Genomic DNA, 14,812 nt, shown 5'->3' on the forward strand with positions numbered 1-14,812 from the left:
CCGGGTCGCTCCTGCCTCTCGCAAGGCTAGAATTTCTTCCTCTTTCACTTGGATATGTGTGTATTTTTGTCTGGACATACGAACACCCCCTGTATAGGTTTATTTTCCTACACAGGGGGTGTTTTGTCTATTGTCCGTTTTTACTGGTTCAGTTCACTCTCGGGGGCATTTTGATGCGTTTTCGGAACGCGCCGCCTGGTTACTCAATCTCGATCAGATTCTGCTGAGCGGCGGGCAGCTGCTGCTGGACCTGGGGATGGGGCAGGGAGAATTTCAGCACGCCATCCTCAAATTTCGCGTGGATGTCCTCTTTCTTCACATCCTCGCCCACATAGAAGCTGCGGGCGCAGGTGCCGGAGAAGCTCTCCCGGCGGACATAGCGGCCATTCTGGTCGGTCTGGTCGTTGCTGTGGCTGCGGACGGCCTGGATGGTCAGATAGCCGTTTTCCAGCTCCATCTTGACGTCCTCTTTCTTGCAGCCGGGCAGATCCACGGCCACCTCATAGGCGCTGCCGGTGTCCCGGACGTCGGTCTTCATCATGTTCGCGCCGCGCTTGCCAAAAACCTGGTGGGATTCGCGGTTCAGTTCGCGATCCATATCATCGAAGAACGGATCAAACCAATCATCGAAAAGATTCTCATGAAAAACAGCAGGCAGAAGCATAAGTCAAACCTCCAATCAAACAGCCCCGAAACGGGCTGAGCTTTGCTCCCGGCGGAATGGGAACCGGAGGTTGTTTGGATCTCTGGTGCCCTTCCTCCTGAGCACAGCTATACTATAACACGGACTTTTAGCGCTGTCAAGCATTGACTGCTAAAATTCACTTTGTGGACACAGTTTGTTCACATCTCATGCAATCTCTCGCCGTTTTATACGCTATTCCGTGTTTTTGGCCCACTCTGCCCGACCGCACCTGCTTCTTCAGAAAAATGCGTCGTAGCTGTCGTACTCCTCCGCCTGGGCTTTCATCTCCTCGATGACCGCCCCGGCCTGTTCCAGCTGGCTGGGCCCTGCCCCCGACTCGCTGACCAGGGCCCGCACCGCCGCCGCCAGATCCCCGCCGAACAGGGTGTCCAGCCGCTCCCGCATACAATAGACCCCATAGGCCCGCCGGGTGATGGTAGGGGTATAGATATTATAGTTGGCGTTCCGGGTGACCTTCACCCAGCCCTTGGCCTCCAGCCGGCTGAGAAAGGTCAGCAGGGTCCCGTCGGCCCAGCCCTTCTCTTTCAGCTTCCGGCCAATGTCCCGCCGGGAGGCGGGAGCCGCTTCCCAGAGGGCCAAAAGGACCTGTTCCTCCGCCGCTGAAAGCAGTTTGCAGTGCTCCGGTATGCCGTACATCCCAAAATCCCCCTTTTTCTTGTCTCTACATTTGTATTAGTTTTACTCAGTATAGCAGACCTCAGCCCGGGTGGCAAGGGGTGTTTTTAGGCCTGGAATGGGCATTTTAGGTCATTCTACTACATTTGTATTTGTTTTTGTCCTTGTATGGCACACATTTGTGTGTTCTGCGCTTTCACTGCTTGTCTGCACCGGTCTTTTTTGTGCAAAAGAGCTCTTGTTTTTGCCGTCCCAAAACCTTTATACTTTGTACCATCAAACACGCCAACACAGAGCAATCTGAATCATACAGACGGAGGGAATTCATCATGGCAAGAGTTTACAATTTCAGCGCCGGGCCCAGCATGCTGCCTGAGGCAGTCCTGAAAAAAGCACAGGCCGAAATGCTCGACTACCACGGCAGCGGCCAGAGCGTCATGGAGATGAGCCACCGCAGCAAGTGGTTTGACGACATCATCCAGAACACCGAGGCCTCCCTGCGCCGCCTGATGCAGATTCCTGACAACTATAAGGTGGGCTTTTTCCAGGGCGGCGCCACCCAGCAGTTCGCCATGGTGCCCCTGAACTTCATGACCACCGGCAAGGCCGACTACATCGTCACCGGCAACTTCTCCAACCTGGCCGCCAAAGAGGCCGCCAAGTTCGGCGAGGCCCGCATCATCGCCTCCAGCAAGGACAAGAACTTCACCTATATTCCGGACGTCAAGGCCATCCCCTATAACCCCGACGCCAGCTACATCCACATCTGCCAGAACAACACCATTTTCGGCACCCAGTATGTGGAGATCCCCCAGGTGGAGAACATTCCCCTGGTGGCGGACATGAGCTCGATGATCCTGTCCCGCCCGGTGGATGTGAGCCAGTACGGCTGCATCTACTTCGGCGTTCAGAAGAACGTCGCCCCCGCCGGCATGGCCATCGCCATCATCCGGGAGGACCTGCTGGGCCACGCCGCCGACACCGTCCCCACCATGATGAACTACACCACCATCATCGGCAAGGACAGCATGTACAACACCCCGCCCTGCTGGTGCATCTATATGACCGGCCTGGTGCTGGATTATCTGGAGAACGAAGTGGGCGGCCTGGCTGAGATGCAGAAGATCAACGAGGCCAAAGCCAAGGTCCTGTACGACTATCTGGACAGCCAGGACTTCTACACCAACCCTGTGGAGCACCGCTACCGCAGCACCATGAACGTCACTTTCACCAGCCCCAACCCCGACATGGACAAGAAATTCTGCGCTGAGGCCACCGAGGCAGGCTTTGTCAACCTGAAGGGCCATCGCCTGGTGGGCGGCATGCGCGCCTCCATCTACAACGCGATGCCGGCCGAGGGCATCGACAAGCTGGTCGCCTTTATGGAGACCTTCCGCAAGAACAACGCCTGAGCTTTTCCAGGGAGGAATACACCCATGTTTACGATTCAGACTCTCAACGCCATCAGCCCGGTGGGCCTGGCCAAACTGCCCAAGAACCTGTTTGAGGTGTCGGTGAACGCCGAGGACCCCGAAGGCATTCTGGTGCGGAGCGCCGACCTGCTGAACACCGAGTTCAAGCCCAACCTGCTGGCCATCGCCCGGGCGGGCGCCGGCGTCAACAACATTCCCCTGGACCGCTGCAGTGAGCAGGGCATCGTGGTGTTCAACACCCCCGGCGCCAACGCCAACGCGGTGGCCGAGCTGGTGGTGGGCATGCTGATTGCGGGCAGCCGCAATGTTCCGGCGGCCTCGGCCTGGGCCCAGGACCTGGCCGGCGACCCCAACCTGAAGAAGGACGTGGAAAAGGGCAAAAAGCAGTTTGTCGGCAATGAAATCTCGGGCAAGGTGCTGGGCGTCATCGGTCTGGGCGCCATCGGTTCCCGGGTGGCCAACTGCGCCATCGAGCTGGGCATGGAGGTCTACGGCTACGACCCCTATATCTCCATCGACGCCGCATGGAATCTGAGCAGCCGCGTGCAGCACTGCGTCAACCTGAACGACATGCTGCCTCTGTGCGACTACCTGACCATCCATGTTCCCTACCTGCCCACCACCAAGGACACCATCAACGCCCAGACCCTGGCTCTGTGCAAGGACGGCGTCAAGGTCCTGAACTACGCCCGGGGCGAGTTGGTGAACAATGCCGCCATGCTGGAAGCTCTGGAGAGCGGCAAGGTGGCCCAGTACATGACCGACTTCCCCGCCGAGGAGCTGCTGAACAATCCCGGCGTCATCTGCACTCCCCACCTGGGCGCCTCCACCCCGGAGGCCGAGGACAACTGCGCCATCATGGCCGCCCAGGAGCTGAGCGACTATCTGCGCAACGGCAACATCACCCATTCGGTGAATATGCCCGACGTCCAGCAGCCCCGCGCCGGCGGCAAGCGGGTCTGCATCATCCACAAGAACGAGCCGGGCGTCATCAGCCAGATCACGGCTCTGACCACCGCCGCCGGTCTGAACATCGAGAACATGGTGAACAAGAGCAAAAAGAACATGGCTTACACCATGCTGGATGTCACCGGTCCCATGGATAACGGTCTGAAAGAAAAGCTGGATGAAATCCCGGCCGTCATCCGGGTTCGCATCCTGTGATAAATCTCACCATCCTCCATTACCCAAAAAAGCCCCCGGGCTGTCTGCACACTGCAGCAGCCCGGGGGTATTTTTATGGGATTATTCCAGCCCGATTTCCTTGGCGTACTCTTCCAGCAGCTCCCGCTCCAGGAAGGGGGTCTTGACGCCCATCCGGTCGCGGTAGGTCTCGTGGCCCTTGCCGATGACGGCGATCAGGTCGCCGGGCTGGGCGTGGTCCACCGCATAGTGGAGGGCGTCCAGACGGTCGGGGATCTCCACAAACTTGGCGTCGGGGTTACCCTTGACCATGCCCTGACGGATGTCGGCCAGGATGTCCTCCACCTTTTCAAAGCGGTTGTTATCCTCGGTGAGGATGGAGAAATCCGCCATCTTGGCGCAGATTTCGCCCATGCCGTAGCGGCGCAGCTTGGAGCGGTTGCCGCCGCAGCCGAACACCACCACCAGACGGTGGGGCTGATAGGCCCGCAGGGTGGTCAGCAGGCTCTCGGTGGAGACCTCGTTGTGGGCGTAGTCCAGCAGGATGGTGAACTTTTTGCTGATGGGCACCAGCTCCACCCGGCCCTTGACCACACAGCGGGCCAGGCCGTCGTGGATGGCCTGGTCGGGCACACCCAGCTCCTTGCCCACCGCCAGGGCGGCCAGGGCGTTGTAGACGCTGAATGCGCCCGGCATATTGACCCGGACGTCCATCTCGTCTTTGCCGCTGACGTGGAAGGTCACGCCCAGGAAGTCGTGGGTCCGCAGCAGCTGGCATTCCCCGGCCCGGTAGTCGTCCTTCTCCCCCATGCCGTAGGTCACCAGGCGGCAGGTATGGCCCTCCAGCAGGGCCTCGGCGTTGGGGTCGTCGGCGTTTACAATGCCCACGTCGCACCGCTGGAACAGTTTGCCCTTCCAGCTGCGGTACTCCTCAAAGCTGGCGTGCTCGCCGGGGCCGATGTGGTCGGGGGAAAGGTTGGTAAAGACGCCCACGTTGTAGTGGATGCCTCCCACACGGTCCATCATCAGGCCCTGGCTGGAAACCTCCATCACCACCGTGTCGCAGCCCGCATCCACAAAGGTGCGGAAAATCTTCTGCAGCTCGTAGCTCTCAGGGGTGGTGTTGGCGGTGTCCTCATGGCGGCCCATATAGGACACGCCGTTGGTGCCGATCATGCCCACCTTGCGGCCCGCCGCCTCCAGCACGCTGCGGATCATGTGGGCGGTGGTGGTCTTGCCCTTGGTGCCGGTGACGCCGATCATGGTCATCCGGCGGGCCGGGTTGCCAAAGAGGTTGGCGCTCATCCGGGCCATGGCATAGCGGCTGCTGTCCACCTTCAGGACGGTGACCCCGTCCATTCCGGTCAGGTCGATGTCGTGCTGGATGACGATGGCCGCCGCGCCCTTGGCGGCGCAGTCGGCGGCAAAGTCATGGCTGTCCCGCTGGGTGCCCACAATGCAGACAAACAGCACGCCGGGGGCGGCCCTTCGGCTGTCATAGACGATATCGGTGATTTCGGTGTCCATGCTGCCCTGGACCAGGGTGCAGGCGACGCCTTCCGTCAATGCAGATAATTTCATAGCGGATTCACTCCTCATTGGTCTGTCCCCTCAGCGGGGGTCTCTGGGGCCGTTCCGTCTCCGGCGGCCTGGTTTTCCGCGGCGGGGTCCGCCGGCTGGGCAGACGGATCTGCCGCCGGGTCTGCACCGGTCTCTCCTGCCGGCGCCCCCTCTGCGGCGGTTTCACCGGTCAGGGCGGGGTCTGTGGTTTCGGTGTCCGGTACAGGCACCTCCTCCGGCACAACATAGCCCGAGGGCAGTTCGGGCACGCCCTGGGCAAAGATGGCCTGCAGGGTGCCGTCGGTCTTGACGTGGCTGCAGTCCAGCTGACCGGTATCGGTCTCGGCGCAGCCCTTGCCCTCTTTGTTCAGCAGCATGTACTCGGCATAGTCCAGTTTATAGTCCAGCTCGTTCAAGGTGCCCAGCAGGACGCTGATCCGGTCCTGATACAGGAAGGCGATCTCCTCCACATCGGCGTATTCGATGCGGGTCACGTCCCCCAGCAGGCCCCGCTCTTCCAGAGCGGTCAGCAGGGTGGTGAGGGCATCAATCCGCCCATCCTGAGCCAGCGCGGCGCTCTCGCTGTCCGCTGCACTGGACGCCTCTGCGGAGTCTGCCCCGCTCAGGGCGGGGTCCGCCAGAGCGTAGGCCAGCTGATCGCCGGGGGTCACGCTCACCGGGTCGCCGCCGTAGAGCACCAGCAGGTCGGGCTGCTGGGTCTCGGTGGACAAAATCTTGAGCCCTGCCGACAGGTTGATCCAGCCGGTGGAGGTCTGTATGGTATAGGCAGGGGTGGCCGGGGTCACCTGCACCACCACGGTGCTGGGATACACCCGCTTGACCTCGATCTGTTCCAGCAGCGGGAAGGTTTTCTCCAGCATGGCGGCCTTTTCGCCTGGGTCAAAGCTGAAGATGTTTTCCTCCACCTGCACCCCCAGGGTCTCCAGAATCTGGCTGCTGGTGTAGGGCCCCGCCTCGGTGAGGGTGGCCCCATCGGGGCCCGCCACCCGGATGGCGTTGATCTTAAACAGCATGGTGACGGTGAGGTAGACGCCCGCCGCCGCCACGCACAGCACCAGGAACACCGCAGTCAGGCGGCGCATCATCCGGCGGCGGCGCAGCATTTTGCGGGTCAGACGGCGACGGCGGCGGCCCTCCCGCCGGGGCGCCGAGGCGGACGGACGGGCCTGTGCGGGCCGCCGGGCTCCATTGGCGCTGCGGCCCGGCCGCACCTGCTGGGGACGGGCCCCGTTCCGGGTCCGCTGCTCCCCCGGGCGCTGGCTGGGCCGGGTCTGGCCGGTGGGGAATTCCACCAGGTTATCCTGGCGGCGGGCCCGGGGCGGATGCTCATAAAAGAAGCTGTCCTCCACCCTCTGGTCACTCCCCGCCGCCGGGGCCGGACGCTGTCTGTTCTGCCCCTGCTGGGGCCGCTGCGGGGCGGATCGCCCTGCCGGCCTCCGCCTGCGCTTTTTGGAAGGCATACCGCTCCGCCTCCTTTCCTTCTCGTTCAAAAGCGCAATCCAATCTTTTTGGGGCCCTGCGGTCCGCAGAAGCCCGGGCGCTCCAAGAGAGAGGGCCTGCCCCTTGTGCGGGCGGCTCTCTCCTTGCGGCGCAGTCTTTGTGTTCTTTACGGCTTACGGCTCCCGCACCAGCTTTTGCAGCCGGTCCACAATCCGGTTCAGGCTGTCGTCCACCGACAGGGTGCGGGCATTGCGGCCCATCCGGGCCAATCTGGTGTCCTCGGCCAGCAGCTGCCGCACCTCCTCCACCAGCTTTTCACCGGTCAGGTCCTTTTCCTCAATGACCACCGCTGCGTCCACCTTGGCCAGCTCCAGGGCATTGTAGTACTGATGATTCTCGGCCACGTTGGGGCTGGGGATCAGGATGGCGGCCCGGCCGGCGGCCTCCAGCTCGGCCAGAGTCAGCGCGCCGGCCCGGCTGATGACCAGGTCCGCCGCGGCCAGCAGCTCGGGCATATTGTCGATGTACTCCCGCACAATCAGGCTGTCCCCCCGGGCAAAGCCCTTCTCCTTTTCCAGGTTGCGGAACAGCTCCACGCCGTACTGGCCGGTGGCGTGGAGGTGCAGGGTGTTCAGGTGATTTTTCTGCTCCCAGGCGCACAGGTCGGCCACTACTTCATTGATCCGGCGTGCCCCCAGGCTGCCGCCAAAGGACAGGATCACGGTGCGGTCTCCTGCATTGAGCTTGGCCCGGGCTTCGTCCCGGCGCTTGGTCCAGTCAAAGACCTCGGGACGGACCGGGTTGCCCACCACGAGGGTCTTGCCGGGTGCGCCCAGACGGTCGGCGCCGGCCTGCACCGCCGCAAAAACCACATCCACCTCGGGGGCCAGCAGCTTGTTGGTGACGCCGGGGAAGGCGTTCTGTTCATGGATGGCGGTCTTAATCCCCCGCTTGGCCGCCGCACGGACCACCGGGCCCGACACATAGCCGCCGCAGCCGATGACCAGGTCGGGCTTCACCTCATTGAGGATGGCCTTGCAGCGGGGTCCCGAGCGGGCCAGATTCCAGACGGTGACAACATTCCGCCGCAGGTTTTCCAGGGACGGCCGCCGCTGAAAGCCGGTCACCTCGATGTGGTGGAAGGGGTAGCCCGCCTGGGTCACCAGACGGTACTCCATGCCCTCTTTCCGCCCCGCAAAGTGGATCTCGGCGGACGGGTCCGCCGCCCGCAGCGCCCCCGCAATGGCAAGGGCCGGGTTGATATGGCCGGCGGTGCCGCCGGCTGCGATCAATACGCGCATATCCGATTCCTCCTGTCCGGTCTGGCCGGACGATTTCCATGAAAAACCCATCCGCCTGTTTGACGGACGGGAGAAACAGCACAGATGCCGTCCGGACTCACAGCCCGGGCTGATGCCCGGCGGACCGGCGGCCCAGGCCATTTAGAACAATGGGCGGCCGGGCCGATTCCTGACGGATTTTTTCCATTTGCGCAGCGCGGCGGGCTTCCGCAGCCCGGGCGCCGTTGCGGCCGATGTGGATCATAACGCCCATCTCAGCCATCAGAAGCAGCAGACTGGTGCCGCCGGAGGAGAAGAAGGGCAGACTGATGCCGGTGTTGGGCAGGGTGTTGGTGACCACCGCCACATTGCAGAACACCTGCCAGCCCACCTGGGCCATGATGCCCACGCCCACCAGGGTGCTGAACCGGTCCGCGGCCTGGAATGCAATCCAGAAGCCCTGCACCAGCAGCAGCACAAACAGCAGGATAACCACCACAGCGCCCACAAAGCCCAGCTCCTCGCACACCACGCTGAAGATAAAGTCGTTGGTGCACTCGGGCAGCCAGAGCTGTTTTTCCACGCTGTTGCCCAGGCCCAGGCCGGTCAGGCCTCCCGAGCCGATGGCGTACAGGCTCTGGAGGGTCTGGTCGGTCATCTTGGTAAGGTCCTGGGTCCAGCCGTCCAGACGGGCCTGCAGGTAAGGGATGGAGTCAATATGGGACAGGATGCTCTCCAGCAGCAGGATGGCGGCCGCTGCGCCGCCGTAAGTAATGATGCCGCCGCTGCCGTTGAGCAGCAGGATGCTGCCCACGATGGCGCACATCAGGACGATGCCGGACATATGAGGTTCCAGAGCCAGCAGCACAATGATGGGCAGCAGAGGGATCAGCGGGACCATCAGTTCCCGCACCACCTTCTGGTACAGCCACCGGCCAAAGTTTTTCGCCACCCGCCGGGCCCCGGGCTCTCCCTGGAGGACCAGATGGGGGGTGCGGCTGGCCAGATGGGCCGTCAGCAGGATCATCTCGAACTTCACCAGCTCGGAAGCCTGCAAAGTGGGCAGGCCGCGGATGTTGATCCAGCGGCGGCAGCCGTTCAGCGGCTCACAGAACAGCACCAGCACCAGCAGAATCAGGCTGACGATGTAGCCAGCCCAGACAAATTTGCGGATGAACCGCAGGTCGATGTAGGAAAAGAGGAACATAACCCCCATTCCGATGGCGGCGTAGAGGGTCTGGGACTTGATGTAGTAGAAGCTGTCCCCCATCCGCAGGTAACCGGTGGTATAGCTGGCGCTGAACAGCATCACCAGCCCAAAAATCACGATCAGGATAAGGGTCGCGAGCCAGCCGATGGTCAGCGGGGTCCACGGCCCGGGGTTGCGCTGAAACACCACCACCGGCCCGTTGGGGTCGGGGCGTCGTCTTCTTGCAACAGCCATAGGAACATCTCTCTTTCGTTGGATTGGATGCCGTCCCGCCCGGTCAGGCGGAGACAGGCCGCACACTCAGAGCTGTGCGGTGCGCAGGGCGGCCAGCGTTCCGGCCAGGGCCAGCGCACAGAATACATAAAACACCGTCACCGGGCCGCCCCGCCGGCACAGCCAGGCGTCGAAGCTGCCCTCCCGAAAGAGAGGACGCCGCCGCACCCGGCGCCACAGAGCCTGCAGCAGGCCGGCCAGGCCCTCCACCCAGAAGGGCAGGGCCAGCGCCAGGGCGATGTCCGCCCGGCCAATGGACAGGGGGATGCCTCCCACCGCACCGGCCAGGAACATACTTCCCACCGAGCCCGGCAGCAGCCGCGCCGGGTAAAAGTTCCACAGCAGAAAAGCCATCAAAGCCCCTGCCAGGGCTGCAGGCAGCACCGCCAGGGGGAAAAATCCCAGGATGGTCTCGGCTCCCATCAGGCCCAGCATGGCCACAAAGGCCGCGCCGGCCGCCGCGCCGTCGGCGGGGCCGGACATCCGGGCCGACTCGCTGAGAGCCATCAGCATGACCGCCCAGAGGGGGGCTGCCGCGCCGCCCAGCTCCAGATACCCGACGCCGGGCAGGGTCAGACCGGTGGGCATGGCGCCGTTCAGGTAGAGGGCCGCCACCGTCACCAGGGCGGCCGCCCCTTCCAGAGCCAGCCGGGGCCCCGTCCGCAGGCCCAGCACCTGGCGGGGCCGCAGCCGGGCCAGGTCGTCGGCCAGGCCCGCCGCTCCAAAGAGGAAGCCCGACCCCAGACCCAGCATCAGCCGGCCGGTGAGCCCGCCGCCCAGCAGTTCCGGCTGGACCAGGCAGACCACCACCCAGCCCACGCCCACCGCCGCCAGGGTGCCAATGATAAAGCACAGGCCGCCCATGGTGGGCAGGCCCCTGGGCTCAGGCGGCTCCGGCTGGCGCTCCGATTCCGGCGAATCCGGCTTTGCGCCGGCGCCGGTCTCTTTTTCGGGTGGGACAAGGGCCCGCAGCAGCGGGACCAACAGGTTCCCGACCGCGGTCGTCAGGGCAAATCCCAGCACCGACGCCACGATCAAGGCAAAACGTATCATGCTTTCTATCTCCGATCCGTTGGTTTTCAGTCGCTGTTTTCGCTCTCTGCTCTGGCCTCGGCGTCCTGCAGGGCGCTCAGCTTTTCGATGGCGTTTTCCAGCGCCATCCCGCGGCTGCCCTTAAAGAGGACCGCATCCCCCGGCGCAGCTGCCCGCGCCAGGAAACCGGCAATTTCATCGTAGTTGTTGGCGTGGATGGTCCGCACCCCTTTGGCCGCGGCCACGGTGGCGGTACGGCGGGCCAGGTCGCCGTACGTAATCAGCACGTCAATGTTGCTCTGGGCCACCAGGCGGCCCAGTTCTTCGTGGGCTTCACGGCCGTGCTCGCCCAGCTCCAGCATATCCGCCAGCACCGCAAAACGGCGCTTGCAGGGATATTCCTTGAACATCTCCAGGGCGGCCTTCATGCTGTTGGGGTTGGCGTTGTAGCAGTCCTTGATGATCCACACCCCGTGGCTGTCCAGCATCTGCTGGCGCATCCCGGTCTGGCGGAATTCCTTCATCTGCTTCAGGGCGTCCCGGGGCTCCAGGCCGGCCTGGATGGCGGCGCAGTAGGCCGCCAGGGCGTTGGCCACATTGTGGCGGCCCAGCGCGCTGATGTGGACCATGAAACAGCCGTTCTCGGCGTCGTCCAGCAGGAAGCTCATGCCGTCGTCCTCCTGCCGGATGGCGGAGGCGTAAACGTCGGCCTCCTGGCTGGTCATGCTGTACCAGACCGGGCGGACGTGGCTGGGCAGCTGGGCCTTGCGCAGGAATTCGTCGTCGTAGTTGAGGATCAGGGGCGCGCCCTCGGGCATCCCCTCACAGATTTCCAGCTTTGCCTTGCAGATATTCTCCTGGCTGCCCAGATTCCCGATGTGGGACAGGCCGATGCAGGTAATGATACCGATATCAGGTTTGGCGCAGCGGGACAGACGGCTGATCTCTCCGGCGTGGTTCATCCCCATCTCGATCACGGCGTATTCGGTGGAGGCGTCGATCCGGAACAGCGTCCGGGGCAGGCCCAGCTCGTTGTTCTGGTTGCCCTCGGTCTTGATGGTGTTGCCCAGGACCGACAGGGCGGTGGCGCAGAATTCCTTGGTGGTGGTCTTGCCCACGCTGCCGGTGACGCCGATCACCTTGGGCGAGAACTGGGCCCGGTAATTGGCGCCCATCTGCATCATGGCCTGATAGCTGTCGGGGCAAAGGATGGTCTTTTCCTCGGGGACTCCCTCAACCGGGTGGTTCAGCACCACCCATGCGGCTCCGTCTGCCAGCGCTTTGGCTGCAAAATTGTGTCCGTCAAAGTGCTCGCCCGGAAACGCCACAAAGACGCATCCCGGCACAACCTCTCGGCTGTCGGTGGTCACCAGAGTGACTTTTTCTTCACCGATCCGTTCCGCAGGCGCCAGGCCTGCCAGGAGGATGTTTGCTGCGATGTGTTCCATATCGTTCTGATCCCCTTTCCTGTTTCATTCTTATCTATATGTATTATAAATATAGCGTACCGCAGTTGGCAAGTAAAGACCTTTTCTTTTCGCTTCGTTTTCACCTCTCGGGGCCTTCGGGCCGGGGAGCGCGGACTCATCCGCAGGTGATGGTGACGATGGTGCCCAGCTGAACGCTGCTGCCCGGCGCGGCGCTCTGGCTCTGGACCAGGCCTCCGGCGTTGCCCTCCACGGTGCAGTTCAGGCCCGCCGCCAGCAGCATCTGCCGCGCAAAGTCGGCGCTCTTGCCGGTGAGGTCGGGCACCTCGGTGGTCTTGCCGCCCGAGCCGTCGGTGTAGAGGTAGACGGTGGTGCCGCTGGGCACGGTGGACCCGGCGGTGGGATACTGCCAGGTGACCGGCGCGGCGGTGTTGTCGGCCTCGCTCTCCACCAGCTGGTGCTTGAGGCCCCGGATGTTCAGAGACACCTGGGCGTTGCTCCACTCGGTGCCGATCAGGTTGGGCACCTTGACGGTGGTGCCGCTGCGGTCGATGCCGTCGGTGGCCAGGCCCAGATAGGGGGCAATCTCACTGATGATATTGCCCACCACCGGCGCAGCCAGAACCGACGAGTAGTCACTGTTGGCGTTGTTGGGGTCGTCCAGCATCACATAGACCAGGATCTCCGGGTCGTCTGCCGGCAGGACCGCCACAAAGGAAGCCGCCTTCTTGTAGTCGCCGTCGGCGCGGCGGTCCATGTTCAGCAGCTCGGAGGTGCCCGACTTGCCGCCGATGCGGTAGCCGGCCACATAGGCACGGTAGCCGCCCACCTGCGTGGTGCCGTCGCCCACCTCATACTCCATGATCTGGCGGATGGTCTCGCTGGCGCTCTCGCTGATGACCTGGCGGCGGACGTTGGCGCCGATCTGCTCCACCACGTTGCCGTTGGCGTCCACAATCTGGTCCACCACGTGGGGGGTCACCAGATAGCCGCCGTTGACCGAGGCCGCAATGGCAGTGCAGACCTGCAGCGGGGTCACCGCCATGGACTGGCCAAAGGCCGAGGAGGCCAGCTCCACTTCGCCCATGTTCTTGTCGGTGTAGTACTGCATGTAGGCGGTCTCGTTGGGCAGGTCCACGCCGGTCTGTTCGGTGAAGCCAAAGGCCTTAAAATACTGATAGAAGGACTGGACGCCGATCCGCTGGCCCAGCTGGATAAAGTAGATGTTGCAGCTGTTCTGCAGAGCCAGAGCCAGGTTCTGAACGCCGTGGCTGTGACGGCCGGCGCAGTGGTAGGTCTCCTTGGCCACCGCATAGGCGCCGGAGCAGTTGAAGGTGGTGTTGTAGGTGGCGTTGCCCGAGTCCAGGCCCATGGCCGCCGTAATCACCTTAAAGACGCTTCCGGGGTAGTACAGCTCGGTGATGTTCTTGTTTTTCCACATGATATCCCGGAAATAGCCCGAGTAGTCGGCCTCCGGGTCCAGGATCTTGTTGCCCTCCTCGTCGGTGACGTAGGAGCCGTCCTCGTTTTTCAGGTAGATGCCGTACAGTTCCGGCTCGGCCCGGACCAGTTCCTCCAGATAGGCCTGGTTGGCGGTGTAGTCGTTGGGGTTGTTGGGGTCAAAATCCGGCTTGGAGGCCATGGCCAGGATGCCGCCGGTCTTGACGTCCATCACAATGGCGCAGCCGCGGTTTTCCACCGTGTTGGCGGCGATGGCCTCGTTCAGATACCGCTCCACCACTTCCTGAATGGTGCTGTCCAGGGTCAGGATCAGGCTGTTGCCGTCCTTGGCGTCGTAGGTCACCGCGCCGCTGTCGGCGATGGCATTGCCCCGGGCATTGCGGATGGTGACGGTGCGGCCGTCGGTGCCGGCCAGCACGTCGTTATAGGACTTTTCCAGCCCGTAGAAGCCCTCGCCGTCGGCATTGGTGAAGCCCAGCACCGACGCCGCAAAGGCCCCGTAGGGATAGTTCCGCTGATAGGTGCGGGAGCTGGAAATGGACAGCCGGCCGGTGCCCTTTTTGGCGTTGCGGTCGGAGACGTAGCTCTCGATGGACTCCTTGACGGCGTTGTTCACCTTCTCGGCCAGCACCTGATAGGAGGAATCAATCTTGCTGAGGGCATTGTAAATCTTCTCGTACTGGGCCACATAGGCGTCGGAGGTGGTGTCCACCTTGTCCAGGCTAACGCCGTCCCCCGACAGCAGCCGGAGGGTCAGTTCCCGGCTGATTTCGGCGCAGGCCGCCGCATTCAGGTTGTGGGCGGTGGACTCCACTTCCTCCCCGGTTTCGGGGTCGGTGGAGGTGATGGTCTGGCTGTCGTAGAGGGCGGAGGAATAGCTGGGGTCGCACCAGATATCCCAGACCACGCTGGTGGAAGCCAGGACTTTGCCGGTGGCGTCGTAGATCTCGCCCCGGGTGGCCTGAATGGTGGTGTCCAGCAGCTGCTGGTCGCTGGCGTAGCGGGTAAACATCTCGCCATTGCGGATCTGAATATTATAAAGGCTGCCCACCACGATGAGGGTGGCCAGCGCCACCGCACCGATGGAAACGGCCATCCCAATGGTCCGGGTCCGGCGTGGAATGGGGGTGGCGTCGGGTTCCCGGCGGAGCATATAGTTCCGCCGGCGCCTGTTGTTTTCCTGATTCATCTGCTTCTCCTGACGGCGCCCG

At 63.0% G+C, this 14,812-nt stretch carries 11 protein-coding genes; 2 read left to right on the forward strand and 9 right to left on the reverse strand.

What is annotated here, in order from left to right; all coding sequences use genetic code 11:
• Positions 1–199 precede the first annotated feature (199 nt).
• Together B5E67_RS09190 and B5E67_RS09195 are read right to left on the reverse strand one after the other, a co-directional pair.
• Positions 200–664, reverse strand: a complete 465-nt coding sequence (locus tag B5E67_RS09190) for an Hsp20/alpha crystallin family protein (RefSeq protein WP_087246494.1) — start codon at positions 662–664, stop codon at positions 200–202.
• Positions 665–922: 258 nt separating this feature from the next.
• Positions 923–1,342: a BlaI/MecI/CopY family transcriptional regulator gene (locus B5E67_RS09195; RefSeq protein WP_087384888.1), complete on the reverse strand. Its 420-nt coding sequence runs from the start codon at positions 1,340–1,342 to the stop codon at positions 923–925.
• 308 nt (positions 1,343–1,650) lie between these two features.
• Between B5E67_RS09195 and serC the strand changes: the two genes are divergently transcribed.
• Together serC and B5E67_RS09205 are read left to right on the forward strand one after the other, a co-directional pair.
• Positions 1,651–2,733, forward strand: coding sequence for a 3-phosphoserine/phosphohydroxythreonine transaminase (serC, locus tag B5E67_RS09200; RefSeq protein WP_087384889.1), 1,083 nt, complete (start codon positions 1,651–1,653; stop codon positions 2,731–2,733).
• Between the two features lie 24 nt (positions 2,734–2,757).
• On the forward strand, positions 2,758–3,918 hold the full coding sequence (locus B5E67_RS09205) for a phosphoglycerate dehydrogenase (protein WP_087384891.1): 1,161 nt from the start codon (positions 2,758–2,760) through the stop codon (positions 3,916–3,918).
• Positions 3,919–3,999: 81 nt separating this feature from the next.
• Here the strand turns inward: B5E67_RS09205 and B5E67_RS09210 are convergent, their stop codons facing one another.
• From B5E67_RS09210 to B5E67_RS09240, 7 genes are all read right to left on the reverse strand, one after another.
• Positions 4,000–5,478: a UDP-N-acetylmuramoyl-L-alanyl-D-glutamate--2,6-diaminopimelate ligase gene (locus B5E67_RS09210; RefSeq protein ID WP_087384893.1), complete on the reverse strand. Its 1,479-nt coding sequence runs from the start codon at positions 5,476–5,478 to the stop codon at positions 4,000–4,002.
• Positions 5,479–5,492: 14 nt separating this feature from the next.
• Positions 5,493–6,938, reverse strand: a complete 1,446-nt coding sequence (locus B5E67_RS09215) for an FtsQ-type POTRA domain-containing protein (RefSeq protein ID WP_087384895.1) — start codon at positions 6,936–6,938, stop codon at positions 5,493–5,495.
• Between the two features lie 153 nt (positions 6,939–7,091).
• Positions 7,092–8,219, reverse strand: a complete 1,128-nt coding sequence (gene murG, locus B5E67_RS09220; protein ID WP_087384897.1) for an undecaprenyldiphospho-muramoylpentapeptide beta-N-acetylglucosaminyltransferase — start codon at positions 8,217–8,219, stop codon at positions 7,092–7,094.
• Between the two features lie 97 nt (positions 8,220–8,316).
• Positions 8,317–9,642: an FtsW/RodA/SpoVE family cell cycle protein gene (locus B5E67_RS09225; protein ID WP_087364060.1), complete on the reverse strand. Its 1,326-nt coding sequence runs from the start codon at positions 9,640–9,642 to the stop codon at positions 8,317–8,319.
• A 66-nt stretch (positions 9,643–9,708) separates the two neighbouring features.
• Entirely contained in the window at positions 9,709–10,734 is a 1,026-nt protein-coding gene (locus tag B5E67_RS09230; protein WP_087246486.1) for a hypothetical protein, read from the reverse strand.
• Positions 10,735–10,760: 26 nt separating this feature from the next.
• Positions 10,761–12,161 carry a UDP-N-acetylmuramoyl-tripeptide--D-alanyl-D-alanine ligase gene (gene murF, locus B5E67_RS09235; RefSeq protein ID WP_087384899.1) on the reverse strand — a complete coding sequence of 467 codons (1,401 nt, stop codon included), beginning with the start codon at positions 12,159–12,161 and terminating at the stop codon, positions 10,761–10,763.
• Positions 12,162–12,297: 136 nt separating this feature from the next.
• The gene (locus tag B5E67_RS09240) at positions 12,298–14,790 is read right to left on the reverse strand and encodes a penicillin-binding protein 2 (protein ID WP_087384902.1); all 2,493 of its coding nucleotides are present in this window, start codon (positions 14,788–14,790) and stop codon (positions 12,298–12,300) included.
• Positions 14,791–14,812 lie beyond the last annotated feature (22 nt).

The organism is Faecalibacterium sp. An122, assembly GCF_002160895.1.
GTDB lineage: Bacteria > Bacillota > Clostridia > Oscillospirales > Ruminococcaceae > Faecalibacterium.